General features: G+C 38.9%; 23 protein-coding genes. 3 read left to right on the forward strand and 20 right to left on the reverse strand.

Annotation, left to right across the window (positions count from 1 at the left end):
• Nucleotides 1-31 precede the first annotated feature (31 nt).
• The 3 genes from K0R93_RS06090 to rlmD all read right to left on the reverse strand — a co-directional run bounded on the left by K0R93_RS06090 (nucleotide 32) and on the right by rlmD (nucleotide 3,021).
• Nucleotides 32-643, reverse strand: coding sequence for a nitroreductase family protein (locus tag K0R93_RS06090; protein WP_300299022.1), 612 nt, complete (start codon nucleotides 641-643; stop codon nucleotides 32-34).
• A complete protein-coding gene (locus K0R93_RS06095) occupies nucleotides 622-1,437 on the reverse strand; it encodes a MerR family transcriptional regulator (protein WP_330685050.1) in 816 nt (271 codons plus the stop codon). Before K0R93_RS06095 ends, K0R93_RS06090 begins: the two co-directional genes overlap by 22 nt.
• Before the next feature lie 216 nt (nucleotides 1,438-1,653).
• Nucleotides 1,654-3,021: a 23S rRNA (uracil(1939)-C(5))-methyltransferase RlmD gene (gene rlmD / locus K0R93_RS06100; protein WP_300299026.1), complete on the reverse strand. Its 1,368-nt coding sequence runs from the start codon at nucleotides 3,019-3,021 to the stop codon at nucleotides 1,654-1,656.
• A 325-nt stretch (nucleotides 3,022-3,346) separates the two neighbouring features.
• Between rlmD and K0R93_RS06105 the strand changes: the two genes are divergently transcribed.
• Nucleotides 3,347-4,714: a GerMN domain-containing protein gene (locus K0R93_RS06105; RefSeq protein ID WP_300299028.1), complete on the forward strand. Its 1,368-nt coding sequence runs from the start codon at nucleotides 3,347-3,349 to the stop codon at nucleotides 4,712-4,714.
• A 189-nt stretch (nucleotides 4,715-4,903) separates the two neighbouring features.
• Here the strand turns inward: K0R93_RS06105 and K0R93_RS06110 are convergent, their stop codons facing one another.
• The 12 genes from K0R93_RS06110 to whiA form a co-directional block, all read right to left on the reverse strand.
• The gene (locus K0R93_RS06110; protein WP_334305777.1) at nucleotides 4,904-5,917 is read right to left on the reverse strand and encodes an aldo/keto reductase; all 1,014 of its coding nucleotides are present in this window, start codon (nucleotides 5,915-5,917) and stop codon (nucleotides 4,904-4,906) included.
• A gap of 15 nt (nucleotides 5,918-5,932) precedes the next feature.
• Complete coding sequence (locus K0R93_RS06115) at nucleotides 5,933-6,328, reverse strand: FxsA family protein (protein ID WP_300299032.1); 396 nt, start codon at nucleotides 6,326-6,328, stop codon at nucleotides 5,933-5,935.
• Between the two features lies 1 nt (nucleotide 6,329).
• Nucleotides 6,330-6,755 (reverse strand): acyl-CoA thioesterase, encoded by a 426-nt coding sequence (locus K0R93_RS06120; protein WP_300299034.1) that lies wholly within the window; start codon nucleotides 6,753-6,755, stop codon nucleotides 6,330-6,332.
• A gap of 156 nt (nucleotides 6,756-6,911) precedes the next feature.
• Nucleotides 6,912-8,669, reverse strand: a complete 1,758-nt coding sequence (gene pyk / locus K0R93_RS06125; RefSeq protein WP_300299036.1) for a pyruvate kinase — start codon at nucleotides 8,667-8,669, stop codon at nucleotides 6,912-6,914.
• A gap of 20 nt (nucleotides 8,670-8,689) precedes the next feature.
• Complete coding sequence (gene pfkA / locus K0R93_RS06130; RefSeq protein ID WP_300299038.1) at nucleotides 8,690-9,652, reverse strand: 6-phosphofructokinase; 963 nt, start codon at nucleotides 9,650-9,652, stop codon at nucleotides 8,690-8,692.
• Between the two features lie 105 nt (nucleotides 9,653-9,757).
• Entirely contained in the window at nucleotides 9,758-9,946 is a 189-nt protein-coding gene (locus tag K0R93_RS06135) for a hypothetical protein (protein WP_300299040.1), read from the reverse strand.
• 256 nt (nucleotides 9,947-10,202) lie between these two features.
• Nucleotides 10,203-11,864, reverse strand: coding sequence for a nucleoside kinase (locus K0R93_RS06140; protein WP_300299042.1), 1,662 nt, complete (start codon nucleotides 11,862-11,864; stop codon nucleotides 10,203-10,205).
• A gap of 211 nt (nucleotides 11,865-12,075) precedes the next feature.
• A complete protein-coding gene (locus tag K0R93_RS06145; protein ID WP_300299044.1) occupies nucleotides 12,076-15,585 on the reverse strand; it encodes a DNA polymerase III subunit alpha in 3,510 nt (1,169 codons plus the stop codon).
• A 23-nt stretch (nucleotides 15,586-15,608) separates the two neighbouring features.
• Nucleotides 15,609-16,907: a DRTGG domain-containing protein gene (locus K0R93_RS06150; RefSeq protein WP_300299046.1), complete on the reverse strand. Its 1,299-nt coding sequence runs from the start codon at nucleotides 16,905-16,907 to the stop codon at nucleotides 15,609-15,611.
• Between the two features lie 185 nt (nucleotides 16,908-17,092).
• The gene (locus K0R93_RS06155; protein WP_300299048.1) at nucleotides 17,093-18,163 is read right to left on the reverse strand and encodes an HD-GYP domain-containing protein; all 1,071 of its coding nucleotides are present in this window, start codon (nucleotides 18,161-18,163) and stop codon (nucleotides 17,093-17,095) included.
• 141 nt (nucleotides 18,164-18,304) lie between these two features.
• Complete coding sequence (locus K0R93_RS06160) at nucleotides 18,305-18,571, reverse strand: HPr family phosphocarrier protein (protein WP_300299050.1); 267 nt, start codon at nucleotides 18,569-18,571, stop codon at nucleotides 18,305-18,307.
• Nucleotides 18,568-19,533: a DNA-binding protein WhiA gene (gene whiA, locus K0R93_RS06165; protein WP_300299052.1), complete on the reverse strand. Its 966-nt coding sequence runs from the start codon at nucleotides 19,531-19,533 to the stop codon at nucleotides 18,568-18,570. The genes K0R93_RS06160 and whiA overlap by 4 nt, the downstream gene beginning before the upstream one ends.
• Nucleotides 19,534-19,744: 211 nt before the next feature.
• On the opposite strand from whiA, the gene K0R93_RS06170 reads away from it, so the two are divergent.
• On the forward strand, nucleotides 19,745-19,915 hold the full coding sequence (locus K0R93_RS06170) for a DUF1540 domain-containing protein (RefSeq protein ID WP_300299054.1): 171 nt from the start codon (nucleotides 19,745-19,747) through the stop codon (nucleotides 19,913-19,915).
• A gap of 63 nt (nucleotides 19,916-19,978) precedes the next feature.
• On the opposite strand, the gene K0R93_RS06175 is transcribed toward K0R93_RS06170, so the two are convergent.
• Entirely contained in the window at nucleotides 19,979-20,389 is a 411-nt protein-coding gene (locus K0R93_RS06175) for an NUDIX hydrolase (protein WP_300299056.1), read from the reverse strand.
• A 278-nt stretch (nucleotides 20,390-20,667) separates the two neighbouring features.
• Nucleotides 20,668-22,266 carry a glycoside hydrolase family 26 protein gene (locus tag K0R93_RS06180; protein ID WP_300299058.1) on the reverse strand — a complete coding sequence of 533 codons (1,599 nt, stop codon included), beginning with the start codon at nucleotides 22,264-22,266 and terminating at the stop codon, nucleotides 20,668-20,670.
• A 193-nt stretch (nucleotides 22,267-22,459) separates the two neighbouring features.
• Between K0R93_RS06180 and K0R93_RS06185 the strand changes: the two genes are divergently transcribed.
• The gene (locus K0R93_RS06185; protein ID WP_300299060.1) at nucleotides 22,460-23,005 is read left to right on the forward strand and encodes a hypothetical protein; all 546 of its coding nucleotides are present in this window, start codon (nucleotides 22,460-22,462) and stop codon (nucleotides 23,003-23,005) included.
• 11 nt (nucleotides 23,006-23,016) lie between these two features.
• Here K0R93_RS06185 and K0R93_RS06190 read toward each other — a convergent pair whose 3' ends face one another.
• From K0R93_RS06190 to K0R93_RS06200, 3 genes are read right to left on the reverse strand one after another with little or no spacing between them, the layout of a single operon-like run.
• Nucleotides 23,017-24,354, reverse strand: coding sequence for a gluconeogenesis factor YvcK family protein (locus tag K0R93_RS06190; protein WP_300299062.1), 1,338 nt, complete (start codon nucleotides 24,352-24,354; stop codon nucleotides 23,017-23,019).
• A gap of 2 nt (nucleotides 24,355-24,356) precedes the next feature.
• Nucleotides 24,357-25,223, reverse strand: coding sequence for an RNase adapter RapZ (gene rapZ / locus K0R93_RS06195; protein WP_300299064.1), 867 nt, complete (start codon nucleotides 25,221-25,223; stop codon nucleotides 24,357-24,359).
• 16 nt (nucleotides 25,224-25,239) lie between these two features.
• Complete coding sequence (locus tag K0R93_RS06200) at nucleotides 25,240-25,971, reverse strand: PHP domain-containing protein (protein ID WP_300299066.1); 732 nt, start codon at nucleotides 25,969-25,971, stop codon at nucleotides 25,240-25,242.
• Nucleotides 25,972-26,016 lie beyond the last annotated feature (45 nt).

Consider the following 26,016-nt stretch of genomic DNA (forward strand, 5'->3'; position numbering starts at 1 on the left):
CAAATTAATGAAAGTTATTTTACAGATAAAGTTATTTGATATATGTAATGAGGTTAGAATTTCTTTCTGGTATATTAACTGTCGCAGCATTTTTATACCCAAGCACAGCCGAATAGTAAGGCTTGTAGCCATCGGGTATTTTCAGTTCCCTTAGCAATTCGGTGCCTTGTGTAGAATTAAATGCTAATAAGACAAAGAAAATCCAGCATGCCCCTAGTCCGATTGACTCTGCGGCAAGCAGCAAGTTTTGAGTAGCAGTGGCACAATCCGCTTCGAGAGGTATGGGAGCCTGTTCATTGCCAGAAACTATAATCAGTGTTGGTGCATTGTACAGACAATGGAACCTCTCATCATTGCCCAGTTCCCTTAAATGTTCAAAATCCATTTGCTTGGCGGCTTCTTTTGCCGCAATATTTAGTCTGTCCAGCAGTTCCTTGTTTTGAATTACTGTAAAATGCCGTGATTGATCCCATGCGTAAGGTGCATACAGCCCTGCTTCCAGTACCGCCTGTAATTCTTCATCCTTAATCTGTTCATCCTTAAAACTTCTGATACTCCTGCGTTGCTTAATATTTTTTAAAGTTTCATTGGTAATTCTATTTTGCATTTTCTCTCCTCCAATCATTTCGTAACCGGATAACATATTTCAGTTATCCAATTCCCTGAATTCATCTCCATTCCGGGATTTACATGATAAATGTTAAACATAGGCCCAGACATAGTAAATTCGTTGTCTGATATATATTTTGCAACAGCTTCATTAGCTTCGGGCAATTGTTCGTAACTCCCAGTTATAATTACTGAAGCAACAGTCATAGGTTCTGTAGTAATAAAACGAACATCTTCCGTATCAATATATTTGCCGTTAACAGATATCTGGATTTCCACATCTACATCTTTTTCTTTGTAACCTTCATCATAGTAAATTGTTACAGGAAAACACGGTGATGTATATTCTACCTTTTGTGATTCTATTTGCTTTGAAAGTTTATCCCATAATAGACCATCCTGTTGATTACCCGGTAAGATACCTCTTAAGCTGGCAACATAACGTGAAGGTAGTTCTTTGATTACCACATTATATTTCATATAATCGCAATCCTTTCCGATTCTATTTATTATACTTTTTAGCAGTTTTAGCTTACTTTGTTTTTCCATGACTTCAATTTCCATTTCATCATACCGCAATAATAGATATCGTTTTAAGTTATCAATATCATCATACGTTTTAAGTATATCCTGTATCGTATCAAGACTAAACCCCATATCCTTTAAAGCCTGTATCCGGAAGGCTAGAGATAATTGTTCTGGGCTATAGTACCGATACCCTGATTCTTTATTTATATATTCAGGATTTAGAATACCTAACTCATCATAGTATCGTAGCATACGTATGCTGATCTTAGATAACTTTGAAAAATCTCCTATTTTAAGCAACTGATGCACCTCCAAGACTTCTATCATTAACTTATTTCAATCTTACACTATACCATTGTGGTAGAGTCAATAGTAATGTTCTGTAGTATACGTAATCTTTCGTACTTGTATCTATGATATATAGGATGATAGCCCCAGGTACAGAGCCTAAGAATTTAGTTAAATTAAAAAATCCTCTGCTGAATATATTTTCAACAGAGAATTTTTTAATCTTTTCTACTCCCTAACCACTAACGCTACAGCCTCACAATGCGTGGTGTGAGGAAACATATCTACTGGCTGTACTTCGATAACCTTATAACCTCTTTCATCTAGATATTTCAAATCTCTGGCTAGGGTACTTGGGTTACAGGATACATAGACAATGCGTTTTGGGCTTATCTTCACAATGGTCTCTAATACAACTTCTTCACATCCCTTTCTCGGCGGATCAACAACTACTACATCGGCGGTGATTCCTCGTTTATAAAGTCTTGGCACTACTTCTTCTGCTTTGCCCACATAGAACTCTGTATTTTCTATACCATTAATCCTAGCATTTTCTCTGGCGTCTTCAATGGCAGCATCTATGATTTCTATACCGTAAACCTTTTTTGCCTTTTGGGCCAAAAATAGGGAAATGGTGCCGATACCGCAGTAAACATCAAATACAGTTTCTTCACCTGTAAGTCCTGCATATTCAAGGGCCTTTTCGTATAATACCTTGGTTTGCATTGGATTTACTTGAAAGAAGGATAATGCAGATATATGGAATTTTAGGTCTCCAATATAATCTACAATTTTATCTTCTCCAAAAAGAGTAATACATTCATCTCCTAATATACGATTGGTCTTTTTCATATTGATATTTTGTACAATGCTTTTGATCTCAGGAATTTCTTTGATTAGTTCCTGAATAAGCTCCATCAGATATGGAATTTTTCTGCCGTTGGTGATCAGTACTACCATAATTTCTCCAGTGGTAAATCCTACTTTGGTGAGCATGTGCCGTATGAATCCCCTACCTGTTTCGTCATCAAAGGCAGAAACGTTGTATTGCTCCATGTACCTCCTTAATACTGCTACGATACGGTCATTCACTTCATGTTGAATATAGCAGCTTGATGTGTTAACGATCTCGTGGGTTCCCTTTTTATAGAACCCAATGACTGCTTGGTTATCCAGTCTACCTACAGGGAACTGGGCCTTGTTTCTGTACCTGGCGGGCTCTTCCATCCCTATCGTATTATGAATCAATACGTCTTCCAACTTTCCAATCCGTTCGATGTTAGCTTTTACTGTATTGGTTTTTAAATGTAACTGCTCCTGATAACTTATGTGCTGTGTTTGGCATCCTCCACATGTATCGGCGATGGGACAGACAGGAGTGATTCTATTGGGTGATGGATTTACGAGCTTAATGATTTTTCCCACTGCATAGTTTTTCTTCACTAGCTCGATCTTTATCCGCAGGTCATCTCCAGGCACACCCCCTTGGACAAATACGGTAAACCCTTCTACACGGCCAATACCTTCTCCATTATGTCCAATATCCGCTATATGTACTTCATAGATTTTCCCTTTTTCAACAACGTTGTTTTTCATTGGCTTCTCTCCCTGCATAAATCTTTTTATGGATAACTTCTATTATAGCTTTCGTCTAATATGCGTGAACTTCATATACCAATTGCCTGGGCTGATATAATTCTTAACTGATGGGTGGACAGGGTCGTCCACCCCTACCCTTATTAAATAACTACTTAATACTATCAATTATCGTCCTAGGATTTATCCAACCCATGGCAAAATAATTTTTTCTAAAATTTGGATAAAAATGTGTACTTAGTCCCCTTTTCCCTTTGTTAAAAATCCCTTATAATGAAATTAGCAAGAAAATTTTGGACAAGCAACATGTTTAAGGAGGACTCTTATGCTTCGATCACTATTAAATCTTTGTCTTGTTGGTATTATTTGCGTTACAGCAACAACTATCCCTATCGAAAAAAACGGCTTAGACATGAACATTTCATTTAAGCTACCCAAAATACAGATGCCAAAATTCCAAGGGCCCAAGCTTCCAACCAAAGTTTCCCCCCCTGAGCTTGTCTATGCTGGCAATTCAGAAGTTTTGGATTTAGAAAATCCCTATAGTTATCAATTTTATATACGAAGCACAAAACCACAGGAACTAACCTATGATTCAGATAATCCTCTGGTCCTTGAAATTATTCAAGATAGCCAAATCATAAGGACATTGACTACATCGGAATTTGTTCAAACAGTGCCAGAAGATCAAAACAGTATTGAAGACCAAGCAGCCTATCAGCTGGATTTATCTCAGCAAAAGCTTGGACTTCCTGATGGAAAATATGTCTTCCACATCTATGGGACTGCCCGAGAGCTAAAAGGCATTGAACCGTTAGCTTTAAACATAACCTATTCTACCATTTCTCCTTATCTTCCTGCAACCAATACGGCAGGTAAAGGAAAAATGGGTGTAACAATGTTTTTCTCTGACTCTCAAAACCCACAGCAATTGGTGCCTGTTACCCGCTTTGTTCCTTCTAGTAACGCGCCGCTGCGGGCAACCATCGATCAAACAAAAAAGGGTTCTGATATCCTAGGCTTCCAATCTCCGATCCCGAGTGTAAGTAAGATTCAGATTCGTCAAGGTACTGCAATTCTACATTTAGGTTCTGATTTGGAACGATTTAATCAAGACCCTGCCTTGGGGAATGCTGCAGTAAAAAGCTTCGTCAATGCGCTAACGGCTATTCCTGGTGTCGACAAGGTGAAGTTCTTGGTTAATGGCAGAGAGTCTGATAACATTTTCGGCGGTATGAGTACACGAGTACCGCTGGGTGCCGACATTAATCCCAGGATATATCTGGGGCTGAACCTAAATCAAAATAGAGTACTTCTTGCCCCAGTCAGCTTGAATGATCAAAACATGGTTTATGAAAACATCTTCCATGGCTTGAGAACTGGTGAAATCGGTGGACAAAAGATAACGGGCCTTATGGCTCCTATTCCTCAGAAAGTGAATCTTATCAATCATACATTGGCAGGTGACCAGTTAACACTAAACTTATCGAAAGAATTTACGAGCGTATATTCTGATCGTCCTGATTTACAAAAAATGATGGTTGACGCCATTGTTTACAGCTATACCAGCATCATTGGTGTAAACAATGTACAAATCCTTGTAGAAGGTCAGTCTATAGATACTTTGGGTGATATGAATCTAACTGGCAGTATCAAAAAACCTTTATATATAAATCCTGAAGTACAACAATAAATAATACAAAAGAGAAAGATGGAAAATCATCTTTCTCTTTTATATATTTCCAAAAAAATATGGCACCAAGAATTATTGTGCCACGAAAATTAGAATCAGTTACCGCTTCACTTTTAAACAAAAGCTACTATAGATTATTATACATAATTTAGAACTTTATACCAATAAATCTAGGTTAATTTTATGAATCTAGGACAAATTTTCTTTTACCCTTTGCAGCATCTTGCGAATTGGTAAATCATAAGGACATTTTGGCTCGCATAAACCGCAAGCAATACAGTCATTGGCATTTTTCCCGATGGCAACATACCGTTCCTTTGCCCAATCCTTTAAATTATATCTTATATAATACCCTTCTAAAATAAATTGAGTAGGAATATCTAGCCCCTGGGGACAAGGTCCGCAATAACCACATCTCCTGCAGAATGTTTCACCAAGTTCTTTAGCGATTTTTTGGATTTGCTCTCTTTCATCCGGTGCAAGAGATGTTTTTTCTTTACCCACAGAAGCATTCTCTTCGATTTGAACCAAACTATCCATTCCTGGAATCGCCGTTGTGATATTGGGATTATCCATGATATATCGCAGAGCTAGCGCTCCTTGGTCTATAGCTCCCCCTGCCATGGGCTTCATGACGATGACCCCAATGTCTGCTGCCTTGGCTTTCTCAAAAATGGACGCTCCTTGGCTCTCAACGATATTATAGGGGAATTGAACTGTAGAGAAACATCCTGATTCTATAGCTTTCTCCAGCATCTGGACATCATGGGTTGTAAATCCAATATGTCCAATCTTTCCCTCCTGTTGTGCCTCCAGCAATGCTTTGTATGCCCCATTTTCCCCCATAACTTCATCAAACTGTCCTTGGGTTCGAACATTATGAAACTGATATAAATCTATATAGTCTGTCTGAAAGCTCTGTAGACTACTTTCCACGTCAGCTTTCATACCAGCGTAGTCCCTTGCCATAGACTTGGTGGCTATGATCCAATGCTGTCGTTGACCTTTCAATCCATGTCCAATCAGTGTCTCACTGACCGTATAGCCTTTCGCCGAATCAATAAAATTGATTCCCAGTTGTAATGCTCTTTGAAGCATTTGCACTGCCATTTCCTGATCAACTCGCTGCAGTGGAATACCTCCAAAACCTATAACAGACACTTCCAGTCCTGTCCTACCTAAAATTCTTTTTTCCACGTTCATTCCTCCCCATGTCTATTACCATCGAAAGTAAAAGTTTACCTTTCCTTCATCGATCATCTTTCTTAGCTTATTTTTAATAAATACTTTTACCAAATGTCTCGTACCTGGAAGTACAAGAATAAATCCCGTGGTATCCGTCAAAATCCCTGGTGTAAGAAGCATAGCTCCGCCGATCAATACACACAGCCCATTGATCAATTCATCTCCCGGCATCCTGCCTTCTCCCATTTCCATCTTGATTCGAAATAGGATTTGATTTCCTTGGGATTTAGCCAGATATGCTCCCAAAACCCCTGTGAAGATAACAATGCCCAATGTGTACCCCAACCCAACATATTGGTTAAGTTTGAATAAGATTGCTAATTCTATTAAGGGTACCATGGTAAAAAGTAAGATTAGACGCATTAGCATATTACTGCACCTCTTTCATACAGTCTTGAAGAATCTCCCATACCTTTGGATTCACCTTTTTAAAATTTACTGGTTTTAAGCTTCTATCTACGAAGGCGTGAATGGTTTTCCCAGTGGCAAGCAGTTCTCCATCTTCCTTCCGAATAATTTCATATTGAAATTCTAATCGAATGCCCTTCAGTGCTTCAATTCTCGTTCGAATCAATATTTCATCATCATACTTTGCTGGGATCTTATAGACACATCCGCTTTCAATAACGGGCAAAATCATGCCTTCCCGTTCCATCTGGGCATAAGTATAGCCCAAAGACCTGAAAAACTCTGACCTACCTACCTCAAACCATGTATAATAATTACCGTTGTATACCACGCCCATCTGGTCGGTTTCTTCATATCTCACACGTAACCATGCATCATTTGTATACATTTTATGCACCTCCTAGGAATTATAGACAATCAATGCGAGAATCTGCTCTATCACTTTGGAATATGGGTACCTGTTCCCTACATTTTATTATATCCTATTCCTACATATATGCAAACAGCCGAACCTTTATTGGTTCGGCTGTAAATACTGTTCTTTTTATAGTACTCTTGCTTTTCCTTGGTATACCAATCCTCTAATACTGTCAACCGTTACTTCCATACCATGCTTTAAGATGGTGGTCGCACCTGTGGTTCCCACAATTACAGGTATACCTAGATGTAAACCTACGATGGCTGCATGGGAAGTCAACCCGCCTTCTTCAACAATGACCGCTGCTGCCTTTTCCATATACTTCACCATATCTTTATCGGTACCTACAGCAACCAGTATGTCACCTTCATTGAATTTTGAAGCTGCCTCTTCTGCGTTGTTCACGATGGAAACCTTTCCAATGGCTGAATGCTTGCCAACACCCATACCCTTCACTAAAATTTCACCAACAATATGAACCTTGATGGTATTTGTTGTACCAGCCACACCCACAGGCACACCTGCAGTAATAACAATCAAATCTCCACCCTTAATATGTCCCGTAGCTAAGGATTTTTGAATTGCAGCATCAAATACTTCATCTGTTGATTGAGCCTCTCGGATAATCACAGGATAGGTTCCCCATGTCAATGCCAGCTTTCTAGCCACCTTTTGGGTTGTAGTGGTAGCAATAATCGGTGCCTTCGGTCTGAACTTAGAAACCATTCTGGCTGTATGGCCCGATGAAGTTGCTGTTAGAATGGCTGATGCTCCTAAATCATAGGCAGTGGTACAAGTTGCATGGCTGATGGCATCTGTAATGGTTTTATCCTTACCAATTCCCTTTTCTTTCAAAATCTGTTCATAATTGAGGGAAGCTTCGGTAGTTTTTGCAATATTGGCCATGGTACCAACAGATTCAAGAGGATACTTTCCTGCTGCCGTTTCCCCAGAAAGCATGATGGCATCTGTTCCATCAAAGATGGCATTGGCCACGTCGGTAACCTCCGCCCTCGTAGGTCTTGGATTTCGAATCATTGAGTCAAGCATTTGCGTAGCCGTAATAACTGGCTTGCCTACCGCATTACACTTTTTGATAATCATCTTTTGCACCAATGGAACCTGCTCTGTTGGGATTTCTACCCCCAGGTCACCCCTAGCTACCATGATCCCATCAGATATTTCAATGATTTCATCGATATTGTCTACACCCTCTTGGTTTTCAATTTTTGAGATAATCTGGATATCTCCAGCATTATGGGCTTCTAATATCTTTCTGATTTCCAGTACATCTGCAGCCTTTCTTACGAAGGATGCAGCAATGAAGTCGATATCGTTTTGTATCCCAAATATGATGTCATCGCTGTCCTTCTGGGTGATGGCAGGCAAGTTGATCTTTACCCCCGGGACATTTACGCCCTTGTGGTTCTTTACCGTACCCGAATTTTTTATAGAACATTTAATATCTGTATTATCAATGATTTCTAATACCTCTAGACCGATTAACCCATCGTCTATCAAAATACTGTCTCCCTTTTTTACATCTTTCGGCAACTCTTTATAGGAAATTGTACATATGTTTTCATCACCGGCAACATCTCTTGTGGTTAGCGTATACTCTTTCCCCTCTTCAAGGAAGGCCTCTCCATCTTTAAAATTTCCTGTTCTAATTTCAGGTCCTTTGGTATCCAATAATATTGCAACAGGAAGTCCTAACTCTTCTCTTACATCCTTTACTGCCTCGATACGCTTTAAGTGCTCCTCATGGCTTCCATGGGAAAAGTTCAAACGTGCCACATTCATTCCTTGAAGAATGATTTTTTCCAATACATCCTTTTTCTCACTAGCTGGTCCTATGGTACATACAATTTTTGTCTTTCTCATCCATGCCCCTCCTCATTTTTTTAAATTGATAATATTTTTGCCAATTCCAACATATCTTTATTGATTTCTTTCTTTATCGAAAGTGCCTCTGAAATATCTAAATCAATAATTTCGCTACCTTTGATGCCCACCACACGGCTGCTTTTATTCTCTAGCATGAGCTGTACTGCTCTTCCACCCATACGGCTTGCCAGATTTCTATCGAAGGCCGTTGGACTGCCGCCCCTTTGTATATGTCCTAAAGTTGTTACCCTTGTATCTGCCCCAGTTTTGTCTACGATAGCCTTTGCCAACTCGTTGGGATCACCTAATACACCCTCTGCCAAGATAATAATACTATGTAGTTTTCCTCTATTTTTCCCTTGTATAAGTCTTTTACAAATCTCATCAATGGTAAAAGGTTCTTCCGGTACAATAATACTCTCTGCACCACCAGCTAATCCTGCATGTAGAGCAATATCACCACAGTGTCTTCCCATTACTTCCACAATGTTGGCTCTTCCATGGGAGGTGGAAGTATCTCGGATATTACTAATGGCATTTACTACGGTATTGACTGCTGTATCGAAGCCAATGGTATAGTCAGTGTAGGCCAAATCGTTGTCGATGGTGCCAGGCAGCCCAACGGCTTTTACGCCAGCTTGGCTTAACTTTTCAGCGCCCTTAAATGACCCATCTCCTCCAATCACCACGATCCCCTCAATACCAAAGATACTGATGACATTCAGTGCTTTATTGAATCCTTTTTCTGTTCTAAATTCTTCACTTCTTGCTGTTCGAAGCATGGTTCCGCCACGATGAATGATGTCTGCCACAGAGGATAGATTCATTTCCTCAATATCGCCATTGATGAGTCCCTCGTAGCCTCTCTTAATCCCAACCACCTTTAGGTCATGATATATGGCAGATCTTACCACGGCCCTTATGGCAGCATTCATTCCTGGAGAATCACCACCACTTGTTAACACACCTATTTTTCGCATGCTCTTCCAAGTCCCCTTTCTTCTTGCTATATATTCACACATTTCTAAACATTTCTTAAGGGAAAGTCCCTATCGAAAGGGTCTTTCCCTTAATATGATTTACCCTTATACGCCTAGATCAATCAAAACCTCATGTACTTCCTCTACTTCTCCATTTGGCACTAGTACCTCATAAACTCGATTTTCTTCTTTACCGATCGGCCTAATTTTTACTAGAAATCCTTCTTCGCTTAGGATCGTTCGAATCTTATCTGCATCTTCTTGACTATGTGCCATATATACAACTGTCCACATCCATAGGCCCTCCTCTTTGGAGTAGTAATTTTGTTTATATTTTAATCTAAAACTACGTAAATTTCAATATCGGTACAACATATTCTCTAAAATTATGTCCTCTCTATGTATAGATTATATCATTGGTGTCAAGTAAGGTGCTACTTTTTATATAGTTTGTCCATTATTATTTTTCTTCATTACCTTATTTATCTCCATTCCCTTTCACTTTAGCAGAACAAAAGCAGCGAGATTTCACTGCTTTTGTTCTGTATCTTTATTTATCATAAAACCAGCTTCCACCGATAAACTCCCGAATCAGCGAATTCTTTGGAATAAAGCTATCATCTTCTATTGATAGAAAATAGCTTAAAAACTTCAGCAGGCGTTTGGCCTCAGCGTATTCTTTTTCCTCAATCCCTATTTCTAACAAAAGAGGCTCAATATGTTTTTTCAGCACGGACAATTCGTAGATTAAGGACGAATTGAACATGATATCAGCATCTTCTTGATAAGGAAAGATGTATTTTTCCTCTCCTCGGCGAACTGATTCCCAAAGCTTAAGGGTAGCTAAGGCTGTTCTTCCGCGGTATTTGCTGTCCCTTATGATTCTTCTGATTAACCGTGTATCAGTAGTATTGATTCGGTTATGATCATCTATATTTAGCTGGGTTAGGGCACTGATATAGATCTTAAATTTTTTGTCATGGGGTATATCCTCCGTTAACCGCTCATTCAATCCATGAATACCTTCAATGACAATGGGCTGATTTTCCTTAATTTTTAAAATATGACCCTTATATTCCCGGATACCCTTTTGAAAATTAAAAGTTGGTATTTCTACGGCTTCTCCAAGGATAAGCTTTGTAAGATGTTCGTTAAACAAATCTATGTCTACGGCTTCAAGTGCTTCAAAGTTGTATTCTCCCTTTTCATCCTTTGGTGTTAGTTCACGATCAACAAAATAGTCGTCAGTAGATAGGGATACAGGATTCAATCCATTAACCTTCAGCTGTACCATAAGTTTTTGGGCAAATGTGGTTTTCCCTGAAGACGATGGCCCAGCAATCAGTACGATTCTTTTTTGCTTTTGGGTGATCAGGTCTGCAATATGGGCAATTTTCTTCTCGTGAAGCGCTTCGGCCACACGGATGATTTCCCCATGTTTTTGCTGCTCAATCAATTGATTTAAGCTGGCTACATACTCAACATTCATAATTTTAGCCCAGTTGGCTGATTCCTTGAAAATAGCCGCCATTTTTCGCTGTTCATGATATTCAGGCAATTCATGGGGATTGGTCTTTTCAGGATGGATCAAAATAATACCCGGCATGTAATATTTTAACTTAAATAGCTTTAGATAACTCGTCCTTGGCACCATATAGCCATAGAAATAATTCTTTAACCAACCGCAGGTATAAATATTAATATCAGGTATTGTTTTATAATTTAGGAGCCTAATCTTGGGGTCTAGATGCCACTGCGAAAAGATTTCCTTTGCCTCCTCTATGGCGGCATTTTCTTTTGTTATAGGCTCATCCCCTTCAACAATCTCTTTCATTCTGGCCTCTATCTTTAGAACATCGGATTCATAGATGGGCCGTTTGAATTTTATTTCACTATACAATCCTTTACTAAGAGAATGCTCAATGGTAACTCTGCAGTCTGGCAGTACCTCCATGGCTGCCCGTATGAATACAAACACGAGACTTCTTTGATAGATCCGAATGCCATCGGTTTTTGTCAGATCTATGAATTCTATACTCCCAGGTTCATTTATAACATAGCTCAATTCCTTTAGATCGTTGTTTACTTTTGCTGCCACAATGGGTGTTTCATATCGATGTTTATATGTATTACTAAGTTCTAAAAGAGTCATTCCTTTTCGTATCTCTATCCTCTCTTTGTTGTCAATCTTCAATCGAATTCTTTCTTCCATTTGATGGTGCCTCCCCTCTTTTACTAGTCCAGGTTCTACTGCATACTTAGGGTCATTCCCGGAAGGGAATATTTCATATCCTGAAATACTCCTATCATTATCAGTATATTTTGCTGCCCTTTGTCCTGTGCCAAGAAAAAATGAGGTTTGTCTGCTAAAACAAAAGAACAGAGAAGATGCCTTCCCTGTTCCTTCATTTGAATATATATAATTAACACACTTTGATACAGTCACTGCCCAACATCTGGGCTAACTCTTCCAATAAGCCTGGATTCAACTCTACCCATAAACTCTTCTCTGCCATCATTTTTTTCAACTTTGCATCTTCCCCTTCCACATAGAGGTAGACGGGTACACTCCCTTTCCATTTGCTCAGGGTAGGTTTGATCCGATCAAGCATATCCAACCCCTTTTCTTTACTGATTTTCAAAAAGAGTTTCTGTCCCACAGCTTTAGAAGATTCAGCAGTACTTTCTACTTTGGTTTTTTTCACTAGCGGCAGTATCTTTTCGGCGATAATTTTAGGTTCCTCATCTTCCTTCATGTTGATCCTGCCGTCAATGATTACTGCACTATCCTCCGTGAGAAGACTTACATGCTTTTCATAGACGTTAGGAAACACCAATACTTCCACAGAACCGAGCAAATCCTCTACGTTTAAAAACGCCATCATGTTATTGTTCTTTGTTACCTTGTTTTGACGATGGACGATCAAGCCTGCGATACGGACGAAGGAGCCATCCTCAAGGTCACTATTTTCAAAATCATCCTTTAGCTCTATCAAATCACCCGTACTTACCGTAGAGATTTCTTTGATTTCCTCAGCGAATTCTGCCAATGGATGTCCGCTGATGTACAATCCTAACATTTCCTTTTCCATCATCAAAAGTATTTTGGATTGAAACTCTGCCACCTTTGGAAGGATTTCCTCACCCATGGTTTGAGGCAATACTTCCTCAAAGGCATTGAAAAGGGATACCTGCCCATCAATATTTCGCTTACGATCCTGATGGATACCGTCAAGTACCTTTTCATAAATGGCTAAAAGCTGGGCTCGATTTGCCCCCATATGATCAAAGGCCCCAGATTTAATGAGGCTTTCAATTGCCCGCTTGTTCATTTCCTTGGTATCTACTTTATCACAGAAATCCATGAAACTGACAAACTTACCCTTTCGCTGCCTCGCAGCAACGATGGCCTCGATTACCGACAATCCTACATTTTTCACAGCCATTAAGCCAAATCGAATCTTCCCATTTTCCACAGCAAACTTCCCATGACTTTCATTAACGCTCGGCGGTAGAATCTCAATACCTAGTTTTTTGCAATCCTGAATATATTGGGCTACTTTAGATGCATTTCCCATAACACTGGTGATCAGTGCTGCCATAAATTCTACAGGATAATAGTACTTTAAATAAGCCGTTTCATAGCCAAGAACAGCATAGGCTGCCGCATGGGATTTGTTGAAAGCATATTTGGCGAAATCAATCATATCATCGAAAATTTGGTTTCCAATCTCCTCAGGCACACCATTTCGAATACATCCTAGGTTCTCTAAGTTACCATTTTCGTCTTCTTTTCCATAAATAAAATATTGACGTTCTTGCTCCATTACGTCCATTTTCTTCTTCCCCATGGCACGACGTACCAAGTCACTTCGTCCATAGGAATAACCACCTAAGTCCCTCACCACTTGCATTACCTGTTCCTGATAAACCAAACATCCATAGCTAACATTCAAGATAGGTTCCAGCTTTGGATGAAGATACTTCACTGCAGCAGGATTATTTTTATAGGCAATATACTTAGGAATAGAATCCATAGGACCTGGTCTAAACAGGGAAATTCCCGCAATAATGTCCTCAAAGCAGTCGGGCTTCAAATCCTTCATAAATTGACGCATGCCAGAGCTCTCCAACTGGAAGACTCCCAGTGTATCGCCTCGGCTGATCATTTCATAAACCTTTTTATCATCATAATCCATTCTAGAAAAATCGATTTTGACCCCATGGTTCTTTTCGATTAAGTCCAAAGCATCCCGTATTACTGTGAGATTTCTTAGTCCCAAGAAATCCATCTTTAATAATCCCAATTCCTCCAGGGTACCCATGGTAAACTGGGTGGTGATACCGTTGTCATGCATATAGAGAGGCACATACTCATCCACGGCTTCTTTAGAAATCACGACACCGGCGGCATGGGTAGAAGCATGCCTCGGCATTCCTTCCACGGCCCTTGCCACATCAATCAAATATTTGGCTTCTTGATCTCCATCATACAAATCCTTAAGGCTTTTGTTCAGCTCTAATGCTTTGTCAATGGTTACCCCTATTTGAAAGGGAATCTGTTTTGCAATCTGATCTACCCTGGCATAGGGTAAATTCAATGCTCTTCCCACATCTCGAATAGCAGCCCTTGCCGCCATGGTTCCAAAGGTAATGATTTGGGCAACCTTCTCCTGGCCATACTTTCTTATAACATAATCAATGACTTCCTGCCTTCTTTCAAAGCAGAAATCAATATCAATATCAGGCATACTGATTCGTTCTGGATTTAAAAATCGCTCGAAAATTAGGTTATACTTAATCGGATCTATGTCTGTGATTCCTAGGGTATAAGCCACAATACTGCCTGCTGCTGACCCCCGGCCAGGGCCTACCATGATATTATTGTCTTTGGCATAACGAATAAAGTCCCATACGATGAGAAAATACTCCACATAGCCCATATTCTCGATGGTATTCAACTCATAATTCAGTCGAGCAACCAGTTCCTGACTAGTATCTCCATATCTCTCTTTCAATCCGTTATTGCAAAGTTCTCTTAAATATCGTTTCTCGTCATACCCCTCAGGCACATCATATTTCGGCAGATGGATCTGATTAAAATCAAAGTCTACATTGCAGGCCTCAGCAATTTTCACAGTGTTTTCTAAAGCTTCATGGGCATAGGGAAACAGAGCTGCCATCTCCTCAGGGGACTTTACATAAAACTCTTCGGAAGGAAACTTCAACCTTTCTTGATCCTCCAAGTTTTTTCCTGTCTGAATACACAGCAGTACATCATGGAAATGAGCATCTTCTTTTTTTAGATAATGGACATCGTTGGTAGCCGCCAGCGGTATATTTATTTCTTTGCTCAGTCTTATCAGTCCATGATTTACTTTTCGCTGTTCTTCAATACCATGATCCTGTAACTCTAAATAAAAGTTTCCCTTTCCAAATATCCCTTCTAATCGCAAGGCTTCCTTTTTTGCACCCTCATAGTTGTCATTCATTAACTCCCGCTGAATGCTTCCAGCCAAGCATGCACTTAGGGCAATGATGCCTTCACTATACTCCTCTAATAGGGATAAATCAACCCTAGGTTTATAATAAAATCCATCAATATAAGCCATGGAAACCAATTTCATGATATTTTTATATCCTGTCATATCTTTGGCCAAGAGAACTAAGTGACCCTGACTCTTATCCTTTACAGGATCTTTATCATACATGGTCCGGGCGGATGTATAGACCTCACACCCAATAATGGGCTTAATGCCCTGCTTTTTAGCCTGTTTATAAAAATCGATGACGCCAAACATGGAACCGTGATCCGTGATGGCCACCGCTTTCATACCAAGGTCTTTTACCACCTTCATTAATTGAGAAATTCTTGCAAACCCATCCAATAAGCTATATTCCGTGTGGACATGGAGATGGACAAAATCCTTCATAGGTACCTCCTTTCTCCCTTTGATTACTTTTTCAGTAGTTTCGCCGACATCATGGCTTTTGACACAATTTCTTTTTGATGAAAAACAGAAATATCAACTTTATAAAATTTTCTTCCCATATTGATAATCTCTGCTTGAATCTCAATCTTACTTTCCATCTGTAATGGCTTGATGAAGTAGATCATAAAGCTGTCAAGAACACTATCTAGATGCTTATGCTTTTTAATCGCAAGATATCCCGCTGTAGACATGAGCATAACCAGAACCCCTGCACTGGCAATCCCAAGTTCGTTCAACATCATAGGTGTGATTTCACCTGTCATCATTACACCATGTTCTGTTTCTTCCATTCTACAATGGTTCAATAATGTGTCCTCAAAGGACTCACCAAGATGGGGCTGGCTCCTAATATACTGAAGTCCCCGAATAACATCTTGACGTGTTACCACACCTACCAGTTTCTTTCCATCCACAACGGGCACCATTTCAATGCCTTCCCAGATCATCACATGGGAAACATAGGCTACCGATGTGGTACGATCGATAACAATGGGGCTTTGAGTCATATGGCTGCTAATACCATCTTCATCATCAACCCCTGCAATATCCCTAGGCGTAACCACACCTACCACATGCATATTCTTATCCACCACAGGAAATCTACTGTGACCTGTTTGCTTTATCATTCGTTTCATATCTCGTATTTTACAACTATTTTCCAGATAACTCAGCTTTTTAGGCATAATACCTTCTGCCAAAAGTATTTGCTTACGAATCAGCTTCTCTTGGATATCGCGGTTAATGATAGAAGTAATGGTAAAGGTATCATAGCTTGTAGAGATAATAGGAAGCTTTTTTTCAGTAGCCATTCGTTTTATTTCTTCCTTGCAGGAAAAACCTCCCGTAATTAAGATGGCACAGCCCTTATCCAGCGCAAGACGATGCACATCATCCCTGTTTCCAACGATCAGCAAGTCACCTTCTGAAAGATACCTTGCAATTTCCTCTAGGGCCATGGCACCAATCACAAACTTACGAATGGTTTTATAAATCCCCTCATGACCACCGATCACTTGACCTTCAACGATGTTAATGATCTCTGCAAAGGTCAACTGCTGTATTCTCTTATCTTCTACCTTTTCTACCCTTATGGTACCTACCCTTGGAATCGTGCTCACAACCCCTTCTAGCTCAGCATCTTTAATGGCTTTATAGGCAGTCCCTTCACTGACATCCATATCTTGGGCAATCTGTCGCACAGATATTTTGCCTCCTATTGGCAGACTTTTTATATAAAATAATATCTGTTCATTCTTTGTCATTGTTTATCACCTCTTCTACACTTTTGGTAGATATACACAGGTCTTTACTCTTTTCAACAGGCGGACAAAGTCGTCCTCCACTACAGGACACCAGGACATTATGATTATTGTCTATTCGCTAATGCCTATTAGCTATAAAAAGAAAAAGATACGAACCTTTGTTCATACCTTCTATTATATCAAATCTACCATAGTTTTTCTAATACATCTGTGATCATCACGGATGGGTGTTCTATCAAATCTAGTTCCTTCCTTATTGTGGATTTCTGCCCTTGGCTGTTGTATACAATTCGCACCTTTGGCCGTGTAGGGAATTGTTGATTTGAATCAGTGATGATTCCCCTCTCGCCTGTGCTTAGAGCAACGATATACCCAACGGGATAAATGGCTATGTATCGAATAAAACTTTTTGCAATCTCAGGGTCAAATTGATGTCCTGCCATCGTCATCAAATATTCCATCGCTTGGTGAGGCAGAATTTTTTTCTTGTATATTCGATCACTGGTTAGGGCGTCATAGACATCGGCAATTGCCACAACCCTCGAAAACTCATGAATTTCCTCGGCTTTTTTCCCAAAGGGATACCCGCTGCCATCATAGCGCTCATGATGGGTCAGTGCCACAATTGCAGTGTCTGGACCGATGTCAGGAATCTCACTTAAGATCGCATGTCCTAAGTCCGAGTGCTTCTTAATTTCATTAAATTCACTTTCATTCAATTCACTGGGTTTATTTAAAACCTCATCTTGAATTTGCATCTTTCCAATGTCATGGAGCAATGCACTTACACCTAATTCTTTAAGTCTCTGATGATTATAGCCCATGGAAATACCCGTGATGATAGACAGCACACATACATTTACAGAATGGGCAAAGGTATAATCATCTACAGTACGAATATCACAAAGCTGCACGATTACATTCTTATTTTTTAGCAGATCATCGATAATCAAATTTACGCGTTTGTATATTTCTTTGGATTCGATACTATTCCCCAACCGGATATTATCCATAACGGTTTTAGCTAGCTTTCTTGCTTCCAACCTATTTTGCTCTTGTATGACATCCTCAATGACTATGTCTGCAGTTTCATCTGCTTGTATATATACTTCATTGATTTGAAGATCTTTTAGCTTCGTTATATAGCTATTTCTTATGCAAGCACCAGCTGAAAGCAAAATAGTACCGTCACAGTCATAGATATTCTTTGCCAAGATCATACCATTTATTAAAAAGTCTACCTTGATCTTATACATGATGTCCTCCAGGAAATTGGTGGTAAGATAATACTGATTAATAAATTCGACATATTTCTAGTGATTCCTTTATATTTCTCAGTTTTTTCCTAGGACCAACGTCTTATTTTCTAAAATAAAAAACTATCCAAATAGGATAGTTTATAATTCGACCAATTTATTTTCAATAAGATCCACTAGTTCTTGGATGGCTTCTTCCTCATCTGGTCCGTCAACCATTAAGGTAATCATATCTCCCTTTCCAGCTCCTAATGACATAATTCCCATAATACTTTTAGCATTAATTTTTTTTGTTCCTTTTTCAACTGTAATATCAGAAGTAAATTTATTGGCCATTTGTACGAATAATGCAGCTGGTCTTGCGTGAAGACCTAGTTTATTAACAATTGTTACCTCCCTCGTGGTCATACCTTTACATCCCCCTCTTTTTGCTTAATTTTCTCGGCAATTTTCTCTATTTTTCTCAATCTATGATTCACCCCTGATTTACCTACAGGTGGTGTAAGCATTTGTCCTAACTCTTTTAAGCTTGCTTCTTTAAACTCTAAACGAAGCTCCGCTATTTCCCGTAAACCGTCGGGCAATACCTTAAACCCATGGGTTTTTTCTATATATTCGATGTTTTCAATTTGTCGAATAGAAGCATTCACAATTTTGCTTAGATTGGCTGTTTCACAATTCACAATTCTATTAACATTATTCCTCACTTGTTTTACAATTCGAATATTTTCTAGATTCAATAGGGCATTGTGGGCTCCAATAATATTTAAAAGATCTACAATCTGATCCCCTTCCTTTAGATAGACCACATAACTGTTCTTTCGCTGAACAATCTTTGCACCTAAATCAAATTCATTGATTAAATTTTTCAGGTCTTCGCTATGTTCTTCACTGCTCGTTACTAATTCAAGATGATATGTTTTCTCTGGTGCACTGACTGATCCTGCACCTAAAAAAGCACCTCGCAAATAAGCTCTCTTACAACATCTTTTTTGTAATAGCTCCTGAGGAATTGAATAATCTATAGAAAATTGTTCATCCTCTTTTCTTAATATACCCAATTTCTGTAGGATATCGTTTGCACCAGAACTGCTGTTGATAGTCATCATATAGTTGTTATTCTTCTTTAGCACCCTGTTTTTCCGAACCATTAACTCCGTATGAATCTTAAAGCACGTTTTGAGCAGCTTAATGATTTTTCGGGCAACAGCTGCATTCTCTGTTGTAATCCTTACATTCATTTTCTGGAATCCCACCAGTTGAATGGTACCACTCATTCGAATTAAAGCGGATAACTCTGCCAGTTGACAACAATAATCCTCAGGAATAAGTCTAGACAGTTCATTTTTCGTTTCCATAGAAAAGGACATTTCATCACCCACTTGCATCTATAGCTTCAAATTCTTCAATGAATAATCAATATTTATATATTTCTAATATTATATCATAATTTACGTAAATATCCATGAAAATATGATAAGGAATGTAAAATTTTAAATATTGCTAACTTATTTTGGTCAGTTTTTTTTTAGCAAAAATAGTACACAATATATATGAAAACATATGAGGAGGTGTAAGTGAATGCAATCAGGAGCTCATCCAACCATGGAAGTAATGTGTCATGTTTCAAACTGTAAATTCTATAAAAATGACTATTGTCATGCCAACAAAATCGAGGTAAACCCTAAGCATGTGAACCGCGCAAATACCAGTGATGATGCACTATGTTCTACTTTTGTACCTCATCAATAATCGTCTTTAACATTTTTATGAATAAAAAAGACCTCACCATCGGTGGGGTCTCCTATTTTTAACCTATTCATTCATTCCTTGGATCGCCTTGCTGATAATATCTCTTTCATCATCATACTTCGCTAACTCAGTAGCTCTATTCATATGAACAAAGCGTGCTTCTATAAATCCTTCTTCCCTCTGAGGATTACAATCCATGTTTCTCGCCTTCATCAAATACCAATGAACCGTCTTGTTTACCACCTCGTGATTTTGCCAGCTGTTCTTAAAAGAATAATGAATCTTTCCAAGATATTTAATAACCTCAGCCTTTACGCCGCCTTCTTCGAGGACTTCTCTAACAGCCGCAGTACTTGTGTCCTCTTCTTCCTCTACTTTACCCTTAGGCAATACCCAGTCCCCATTATATTTACGTAAAAGCAGTATAGCGTTTCCGAAAACCACCACACCGCCAGAGCTTATTTCCTCCCTCACAATGTCCACTCCTTAATATATTGAAACTGCAAACTATTTTTTAAAATTATACTATTTTCCTGTCACAAACATATATATATTAAGTTATCATAATACATCTGTGCTTTCAATGTTAAATTTTAATATCTTCATAATCTATTTTATTCAGCATCATACAAAATGGTTTCTTTATAAATCTATGAGGTCCACGCCAAAGCATATCACTACGAATAATTCTTTCATCTAAAAAGAGTACAAGTGGACTTAAAATAAGAATTCCACCTGTACTCTTTTATAGACTATTCAGTCGTTTTATATTCTTTTAGCCTGTGTCTAAATGTATTGATCATTTCCGGGCTTTGATCCAATCTATAAATTCTTGCTGGGTTTCTTTGGCTGTCCCAATCAATCCCATTCCACCAAATAGCTACTTTGATTCGTTCAAATTTTTTCATCTGATCAAACATTTCGTGAATCCACTCAATTTTATTACCACCTACAGAATTTGATCCAAATTCAGTTACCATAAAAGGCTGCCTAAAGATTTTATCATATTCTTCATACAGCGGTACATAGATTTCATTAAAACCTCTCCATGTTTCTCCAGGATAATAAGTCCCTGCATTATACCCTGTTAACCCGATAATATCCACGTATTCATCTCCTGGATAATAATTTAAGGAATGATTCCATGCGAAATTTGGAAAAGAGCCATCATGAGGGTTCCATACCCATAGCACATTGTCTACCCCTGCATCTTTAAAAATATTATACACATATTTCCATACGGCTTTGAACATTTCTGGATCCTTAGAAGTAAAGTAACTGGAATAGACACACCAATCCCCATTCATTTCGTTGTTTAGCCTGAAAAGTATAGGATGTTCGAAAAGCTTTGCCTGTCGTGCATACTCATAAAAATAATCATCATACTTTCCTTTTAGAATGTCATATGTCACACTGTCATTGTCCCTGCCATCAAGATACATGGTCTGAAGGGTTAACTCCACATATCGATTGTTCTCGTAAGCATTATTCATTTCTTCCATAGGGAATCCATTGCTTGAGAAAGACTGATACAATACCAAGAAGTCAAAAGTATAATCTAACTGTTCTTCCAAAGACTTTAAGAAACCAAAATCCTTTGGGGCAGTATTTTCAAAAATCCCCCATTGTATCTCCTTGGAGTTTTCAAAGTATTTTTCATAAAAAGCCTTTGTTTCATCATTTAATCCGCGATATACTTTGCCTTGTTCCAAATGAACTTGAGGTGTCCCCTTTTTTTCAATTAACATAAACGTTTGGATTAGCTCCATATATTCTTCATAGCTTTGAAATGGCTTGGCTGATTTTATGATAATTGTATATACCTCATGGGCATTTTTCACAATTTCTGCACTGACATAATGATTTTTATCATTATGTACTTTTGGAAGTTTGTCACGATCCCATTTTAACAAGTGCACTTTCATACCATTTATATGTAATGTATCCTCATATTCTTTATAATGATCTTTGGTATTCTGCAAAAATCGATTGCTATAGCCAATATAAGAGGCAGCAGAACTGGATGTTCCTTTAAAATTATCATAATAGATTTCTATGCTTTTCTCTTTGTCATAGATCAAAGTCTTCACGGGAGAAATTGAAACGTCCACATACATGTGATTAGGATATTTTATGGTATAACCATGGGCAAAGTTTTGATATTCATTGAATTGATGATCTATCGGCACAATCTTCTTAAAATCATCTTCTTCTGTAAAATCAGAATATGTAACAATCTTACCATTCTTTATAAATGTACTCATAGAATCAATGGTGTCTCCAAATGCAAAAGTATTGCTAAGTATAAGGGCTGATGCACAAAGAATAGCACCAATTTTATTAATCTTCATTCTTGTCCTCCTTTTGCTGCCAGTGCTAAATATGTATGTATTTATAACTTTTTCTCCAATCATTATAACATAGAAATAAGTCAAATTATATCGAAAGTTTATATCTCCCTGTACAAGCATTATTATCCTAGTTTATTATCGTTAGAAAACAGCAAAATAATAATAACAAAGTATAAAAAAGATAGGTGATTTTATGCCATTAAATGAAAAATTTGTAATTAATCTTCAAGGCAAGAATTTTGTAACCTATGAAGGGCTTCTAGATCTTGCCCATCAACAGGAATTAAATTCTATATCGGTAGAACTGTTGCAGCTTCCTTCTGCAGATAACAACAATACAGCAGTATGTAAGGCAACAATAGAGGCCAATGGCCGACGCTTCATTGATTTTGGTGATGCCAGTCCAAGTTCTGTTCGCAGCAATCTTGCGCCCCATATTATCCGTATGGCTTCAACAAGGGCAAAAGCTAGAGCCCTAAGGGATTTTACTAACATTGGAATGACAGCTCTAGAAGAGCTGGATCTAAAAGAGTTTGAAGAAAGCGGTTTGTCTCTTGACGAGGGAAAGGAACCCATGCAGAATGCAGCCTCTGATGATCCTCCAACAAAGAGACAGCTGGAAACCATAAAAAAGCTCGCCCATGAAATTGAACTGGAAGTCAACGTGGAAGCTTTGACCAAAAGAACAGCAGCGGCATTGATTTCTGAGATGCTTAGCGAAAAATATAAGCGACACTAATTCGTGTCGCTCTATATTTTAGTAATCTTTTTCAATTTGTCATGGATGTAATAATAATCAAAGATTCGAAGTTTATCCGTAGAATACTTTTCCTCTAGCGCTAACTTTACAATTTGTTCCGACAGATTGATTGCATCATGCCGAATGTAGTTCTTTTTCACTTCTACAAAAGGACCTTCTACAATTCGTATGCCAGCCTGATCAATCAATTTTCGATCTTCAGGTGTCAAGCAAACAGGCTCGGCACCATCCTCTACGTATTTATGAAGTACATCCTTTGAAATCAATTCATTATTTACAAAAACATAATCAATGGATTGGCCTTTCATATGGCTCATGAGGGTATGCAAGTGTCTCCAAACGCTGTATCCGTCAGTTTCCCCCGGCTGAGTCATCACATTGGCCACATAAACTTTAATGGCACTAGATTGCTTTATGGCATCGGATATATCCTGGACCAAAAGATTGGGAATAACACTGGTATATAGGCTACCCGGTCCCAGTACAATCACATCCCCATTGGCAATGGCCTCCACACATTCACGGAGGGGTTTTGCATTTTCAGGCTTAATAAATACTTGGTCGATTTCACTGTCCAGCTCCCTTACCTTTAAGGGAATCTGTGATTCTCCTTTGATGACCTTACCATTTTTCAACTTTGCATACAGGGTAAGATCCTCAAGGGTCACTGGCAGCACCTTCCCTGTTACAGCCAATACATCGTTCATCTTTCGAATGGCTTCCTCGAAATTATCTGAAATACCATTCATGGCAGCAATCAGGAGATTACCAAAACTCTGCCCCTTTAACGATCCCTCCTCAAACCTGTATTGAAGAAGGCGTTCCATACTGGGTTCAGTGTTGGCCAAAGCCAAAATACAGTTTCGAATATCCCCTGGTGGCAACATTCCTAAATCTTCTCTTAGCTTTCCTGATCCTCCGCCGTCATCGGCTACGGTGACGATGGCTGTAATATTGGAAGTGTATTTTTTCATTCCACGAAGAAGCACTGACAATCCCGTCCCACCACCGATTACAACTACCTTTGGACCTTTCATCAACACTTTTTTGCCACTAGAAACTCTATCCATAGGATTCCTATTACCTAAACCTGTATAACTCATGTCCAGTAAACTCATCAAGAATAAACGGATTGGTTTTCCCGCCAATATCACCAATACACTACCGATTATCAAAAGAACAATACGATATTTCCATGAACCGCTTATATTTATCATACTGTATGAAGAAGGATAAAATCCCCACCCAATGATTACAATGCCTATCACCATAACCATAAGCCATCGCTTGATTCCTAGTCCTGGCTTCAACCAATCAAAAAAATTCATATCTACTCCCTCACAGTTCTTACTGAATCTCTATGATTGATGGTCACACGGTGTCCTTTTTCCAATAAACTCTCATATAGAATGTTTGCTACTGTCACGGATCGATGCTTGCCTCCTGTACAACCAATGGCAATTACCAATTGGGTCTTTCCCTCTTTGATATAATAGGGAATCAGGAAATGAATCATGTCCTTCAGTTTTTCAACAAAAGCAATACTTTCCGGCCATTTCATCACATATTCTCTTACTGCAGGTTCATGTCCTGTATATTCTCTCAATGTATCAATATAATGGGGATTTGGCAAGAAACGCACATCAAATACAAGGTCTGCATCCAAGGGAAGTCCCTTCTTAAAACCGAAGGTCAAAATAGAGATCGTTAAATTTTCTGTCTTTAATCCCTCAAGATAAATCTTTCGAATTTCTTCCCGCAGCTGGGCCGAAGTCAGGTTAGATGTATCAATGATATGTTTAGCTTTTCCTTTTAATTGGGATAAACGTCCTCTTTCAGCCTCAATACCCTCTATAATCCTTCCCTCGGGGCTAAGGGGATGATTTCTTCTAGTCTCCTTGAAACGCTTAATCAGCACTTCATCTGATGCCTCTAAGAACACCACCTCATAGAGATAACCCATTCTCTCAATCGTATCAAGACTTTCGAATAAGTCGTCAAAGAACCTTCCTCCTCGAATATCGATGACCAGAGCGATTTTCTCAATATCACCTTTGGCATGAAAACAGAGTTCTGCAAATTTAGGAATTAATGAAGGCGGGAGATTATCCACACAATAAAAACCTAGATCCTCCATGCTTTTCATTGCTTGGCTCTTTCCAGCACCCGATAATCCAGTGATTATTACAAATTTCATTGTAAATCCCCCTTTGTTAATCTTCCGCATTCAAGATTTGTTCAGCCTTTAGCCCAGCAGCTATAGCACGATCTAAACCTGCTTTTACATTCCCCACATCCTGGGGTCTGTGGGCATCACTGCTGATAGCAAATTTTACCCCTTCCTTCATGGCTACTTTTATATATTCTACACTGAGATGCCCGTGACTGCTATTAATTTCTAGGGCTGTATCCCTCTTAGCTGCGGCCTTTGCCAGTTCCGCTGTATCGATATTGGCCTTTGCGCCCGGATGGGTAATAATATCGATCTTATTATTATACACCGCCTCAATCACAGCCTTCGTGTTGATGACTCTCGCTTTTCTGTCAACGGAAGGCAGGTACTTCGCCAGCACATTGTTCACATGGATGTTAAACCCATCGGAGATTCTATGGGGCAATGCACCAAAATGGTAACCTACCAAAACTACGTCTAAATCCTTCAAAATTTCCTTGTCTATATCAATTTTTCCATCGGTACTAACAATGTTCCCTTCCATGCCCAACTTCACGTTTATTCCATCCGTCTTTTCATTGATGGCATTAATCTCATCCCTCATTTTCTTTACATCTTTTCTTCGGACCCCATAGGTTACGTGACTTGGTCCGTGATCAGAGATGGCCACCTCCCTTAAGCCCTTTCGAATGGCTTCGTCTACATTTTCTTGAATCGTCCCTTTTCCATGACTGTAGATGGTATGGGTATGATAATCTGCAAAAACCTTCATTTTTATCACTCCGTTATCTTTTCGTTAATCATTATAGATTACTAA

It is taken from the genome of Anaerosolibacter sp. (assembly GCF_029240175.1).
Taxonomy (GTDB): Bacteria; Bacillota; Clostridia; order Peptostreptococcales; family Thermotaleaceae; genus Anaerosolibacter.